This window comes from Anaerovibrio sp. (genome assembly GCF_051866355.1).
In the GTDB taxonomy this organism is placed as follows: domain Bacteria; phylum Bacillota; class Negativicutes; order Selenomonadales; family Selenomonadaceae; genus Anaerovibrio.
Genome location: NZ_JBJDWZ010000026.1, coordinates 1 through 4,402 on the forward strand (window position 1 = coordinate 1; position 4,402 = coordinate 4,402).

The following is a 4,402-nucleotide window of genomic DNA, read 5'->3' on the forward strand; positions in this document are numbered from 1 at the left end:
TGGCAGGAGAAATGGCCGGGCATGCGCATCAGCATCAACCTGTCCTACGAGCAGATAAAGGAAAGCGGTTTCAGGGAGTTTGCGCTGGAATGCCTGAAGAAGCACGACCTGCCGCCGTACCTGATTGTGCTGGAGCTGACGGAAACGGCCATTGTTTCGGACTGGAACAATGTGAACACCCAGTTCAAGGAGTTCAGAAAGATGGGCATCAGTATTGCCATGGATGATTTTGGCACAGGGTATTCCTCGCTGGCGTACCTGAAAAACCTCGCCTGCGATATCGTGAAGATTGACAGGGCCTTCGTAACCCATATCACGGAGGAAAACAATGAGTTTGACCGCCAGCTGGTAAAATCTACCATAGAGCTGTGCCACAGCGTAAGCATTGACTGCTGTATTGAAGGCGTGGAGACCATCAAGGAATATGAGCTTTTGCGTGATTTCTGCCATGCGGACAGCATTCAGGGATATTTTTTCGGGCGGCCTGAGTCACCGGAGGATTTTGAGAAGAAGTTTTTTGTGCAAACGGAAAATCCTTATCTGACCGGCTGCGGAACGTGATTTTTGATGAAGGTGGATTATGAGCAGAGATAGAGCGGAGATGCCTGAGATTACGCTTTTGGGCAATCAGAATACGAAATACAGCTTTGACTACAGTCCGGAGGTGCTGGAAACCTTTGACAACAAGCATCCTGACAGGGATTACTGGGTGAAGTTCAACTGCCCTGAGTTTACCAGCCTCTGCCCGATTACCGGGCAGCCGGATTTTGCGACGATTTATATTTCCTATGTGCCTGATATCAAGATGGTGGAAAGCAAGTCATTGAAACTGTACCTGTTCAGCTTCCGCAATCATGGGGATTTTCACGAGGATGTGGTGAACATCATCATGAAGGACTTGGTGAAGCTGCTGGAGCCGCGCTATCTGGAGGTGTGGGGGAAGTTCCTGCCGCGGGGCGGCATTTCCATTGACCCCTATACCAATTATGGCAGGCCGGGCACCAGGTTCGAGGAGCTGGCCTGGCAGCGGTTCAGCCGGCACGATCTGGCCATGCTGGAAAAGGTGGACAACAGGTGAGCACGGCGGCCCTGCCTGTGCAGGGGAGGCGCGTACAGCCTGATGCAGATATTATGGACATAAACGGGAGCGGTGCGGCATATAGGCCGAGGAGGAGTGAGCGGCATGAATAATCTCATGCGTAAGATTCTGCTTAGACGCAGTATCTATAATTTTTCTGATACAACTTTGAAGGATGCGGATTTGCTTTCTATTTTGGAGGAGGGGCGTGCCTTATCCAACGTGGAAAAGAACGCGTCCTGGCATTTTACAGCCGTGCAGAACAGCAACGTCATCAGGATGCTGCTGGACAGCACCGGACAGCAGACAATGGGCAGGCTCGGCGTCGTCAACGGCAGGGACCTTTACAGCGGCAGTGATCTGCTGAAGAATATCCCTACCCTGCTGGTAATTTCCGGCAGCGGCGATACGAAGTACGCCGAGGATGCGGCCAATACGCTGTTCGGCAGCATGATGCTGGCGGCGGAGAAGTACAATGTCTGCTCCTGCTGGCTGTCCACCCGCTCCGAGCTGAATGAGGCCGGTGTGTCGGAGATCTGCAACCTGCTGCAGATACCCGATGATTACGTGCCTCTGACCATAGGTGCATTCGGCTATAAAATGGACGAGGTGAAGATTACGGCCCTGAGCAATCTGGTCAACATTATTCGATAATATCAATTTTGCCGACAGGCGGCGACGAAAAAACGGCGGTGTAATGCACCGCTGATTTTTTTGCCTGATTTTTGCCTAAGAAAATCAGCTCTTGCTGTCTGCATACCTGTAAATCGTAGAACTTTTGCGAAGGTTTGCTGTTTTTGCATTATATCTATAATGGGAGATTTTCGGGCAGTTGAAAGAGGGCCTCGCCAATGCTATATTGTTATCAGAGCGAGGGATGGGGTGATAGGAATGCCGATGTTTAAGCGGAGTATGGCTGTGCTGCTGCTGATTGCGCTGGTGGCGGCAGGCATGACGGTTTATGAGCTGCATGCAGGCGGAGGGGGTCAGCCACTGCCTGCGGGAGAGGCAGGGAAGGAAGAAAAGCTGCTGACGGGAGCCGTAGGGGAAGCGGGAAGTGATGCGAGGCAGATTGCCGTATATGTAACAGGCGAGGTGCAGAAGCCCGGCGTCGTGTATGTGGCCTTTGACAGCAGGGTGGCGGATGCTGTCAATGCCTGCGGCGGGGTGCTGCCCACGGCTGATTTGAACAAGGTAAACATGGCACAGCCGGTTAAGGACGGCCTGCATATCAAAGTGCCGGAGAAGCAGCCCGCCGGAGCGGGCAGTGCCGCGTCCGGAGCTGCGGCACTGCGAAGGAGTACGGCAGAGGCGGATGGAGCGGGCAGCGGCAGGGGACAGCCGGATTCAGCCGCCTCTGGCGATGTGGTGAATATCAATACGGCTGATGCCGCCGAGCTGACGAAATTGAAGGGCATAGGCCCTGCCATGGCACAGCGGATTGTGGAATATCGAGAGGAAAATGGCGCCTTCCAGTCACCGGAGGAACTGCAGAGGGTGCGGGGAATCGGCAAGGCCAAATTTGCCAAGATGAAGGATCAGATTGCTTTGTGAGGTGGAAAAATGGGTCAGCATCCCAAGGAATTTCTGGTTTTTCTGCTGGCAGTGCTGTGTGCGGGCATTTTTCTGGGGCATAGCTGGCAGGAGGGGGCTGATTATGCCGCGTATATCCGTGCGGGGGCATGGGCGGGGCTATGCCTGGCGGCCATAGCTGTCTGCCGCGGGCATCGGCTTAGCTGGCTGGCCGTGGGCGCATGCGTCTTTCTGCTGGGAATTGGCCGCTACTATGCAGTGGCTGTGCCGCCTGAAAATGACATCGGCAGGCTGGCCGGGCAGAGGGTGAAGCTGGAGGGCAGGCTGGCCGGTGCGCCGGAAAGCACCGTGGATGAAGCCGGCGGCCTGCATGTGCGTTACGAGGTGGAGTGTGAAAAGCTGGCAGGCAGGGACAGCGTCGGGGGACGGCTCATGGTTTATGCCAATGAAAATTCCCTGCACGGCAGGGAAATAATGGCGCAGATACCTGTAAAAAGGCAGGCCGGGGAGGAAAAGGCCGACTGGGAGCTGGCTGGCAGGGAGCTTCTGGGGCGCTCCGGTGATAGGCTGGCCGTATCAGGGACGGTGAGGGCTCTGCATGATTATGGCAATCCGGGCAGGCTGAACAGGGAGATGTCCCTTGCCGCTAGGGGCATTCACGGGCGGCTGACGGCCGATAAGTACAGCCTTGAGCTGATGTCAGAGGACGGGGACCGGCTGGCACGGCTGTCGGAAAGGATTCGCAATGCTTACAGGGAGTACATGGAGCGTGCCATGCCGAAGCAGGACGCGGCGGCTGTTTTTGCCATGCTGTTTGGCGGCTATCAGGGCATCAGGCCGGAGCTGCTGGAGGCATTTACGGTAACGGGGATTGTGCACATCCTGTCGGTTTCCGGCTCGCATATAACCCTGATGGCGGGCACGGCGGGGATTGTGGGACGGCTTTTGCACCTTCCTGACAGGGTGACGGCGGGAATGGGCGTTGCGACGATTCTGTTTTATGGCCTGCTGGCGGGTGCCATACCGCCTGTAATCAGGTCGGCCCTGATGGGGATATTGACCCTGCTGGCGCTCACCCTGGGCAGGGAGAAGGATGCCAGGCATCTCCTGAGCATTGTGGCACTGGGGCTTTTGCTGTATTCGCCGCCGCTTCTCTACGATATCAGCTTTCAGCTGTCCTTCGGGGCGACGGCAGGGCTTTTGTATATTGCCCCTGCAGTCAGGGAGTGGCTGCGCAAAAGGCTGCCGGTATTTGTGGCTGACAGTCTGGCGGTGACGCTGGGCGCCCAGTTGTCGGTACTGCCGCTTCTGGCGTGGTATTTCAACGCGGTATCCATCAGCTCCCTGCTGGCCAATCTGGTTATTGCGCCTGCTGTGGAGTGGATTATTGTCATCGGCCTGCTGGCGGGCATGGCGGGGAGCCTGCTGCCGCTGGCAGGGCACCTAGTGTTCATGGCGGCCAGCCTGCTTCTGGGGCTGGTGTATGAGTTGTCGCGGCTGACAGCGGCCCTGCCTTTCAGCCAGGTGTATGTGCCGTCGCCGGGGTTCTGCAGTTCTACAGTGTATTACATGGCTCTGGGCTGGCTGATTGCACCGGCAGGGAAGAGGGCGGCGCTGGCAGACAGGATAAAGGGGAGCGCGCTTTGGAAGAAGTGTGCTTTGGGGATTGTATTTCCAATGGGAAGGAAAAAGTATCTGCCTGTCCTCTTTGTGGTGCTTGCGGTACTGCTGCTGTGGGCCGGATATCGCAGCTTTTTTGCGGCTGACAGGCTGCAGGTGCATTTTATAGAC

5 protein-coding genes are annotated in these 4,402 nt (G+C 56.2%); all 5 read left to right on the top strand.

The genetic code is table 11. The annotated features are described in order from the left end of the window. Positions 1 to 561, top strand: a 561-nt coding sequence (locus ACI3UA_RS01445) for an EAL domain-containing protein (RefSeq protein ID WP_439723057.1), incomplete at its 5' end; no start/stop codon positions are given. 19 nt (positions 562 to 580) lie between these two features. Beyond that, positions 581 to 1,078: a preQ(1) synthase gene (queF, locus tag ACI3UA_RS01450; protein ID WP_439723058.1), complete on the top strand. Its 498-nt coding sequence runs from the start codon at positions 581 to 583 to the stop codon at positions 1,076 to 1,078. A gap of 105 nt (positions 1,079 to 1,183) precedes the next feature. Continuing rightward, positions 1,184 to 1,732 (top strand): nitroreductase family protein, encoded by a 549-nt coding sequence (locus ACI3UA_RS01455; protein ID WP_439723059.1) that lies wholly within the window; start codon positions 1,184 to 1,186, stop codon positions 1,730 to 1,732. Positions 1,733 to 1,975: 243 nt separating this feature from the next. Next, positions 1,976 to 2,632, top strand: a complete 657-nt coding sequence (locus ACI3UA_RS01460; protein ID WP_439723060.1) for a helix-hairpin-helix domain-containing protein — start codon at positions 1,976 to 1,978, stop codon at positions 2,630 to 2,632. Between the two features lie 9 nt (positions 2,633 to 2,641). Then, on the top strand, positions 2,642 to 4,402 hold a 1,761-nt coding region (locus ACI3UA_RS01465), incomplete at its 3' end, for a ComEC/Rec2 family competence protein (RefSeq protein WP_439723061.1).

Coding starts and splice junctions, on each gene's coding strand:
- ACI3UA_RS01460 (WP_439723060.1), top strand. CDS start 1,976: ATGTTTAAGCGGAGTATGGCTGTGCTGCTGCTGATTGCGCTGGTGGCG.
- ACI3UA_RS01455 (WP_439723059.1), top strand. CDS start 1,184: ATGAATAATCTCATGCGTAAGATTCTGCTTAGACGCAGTATCTATAAT.
- queF (WP_439723058.1), top strand. CDS start 581: ATGAGCAGAGATAGAGCGGAGATGCCTGAGATTACGCTTTTGGGCAAT.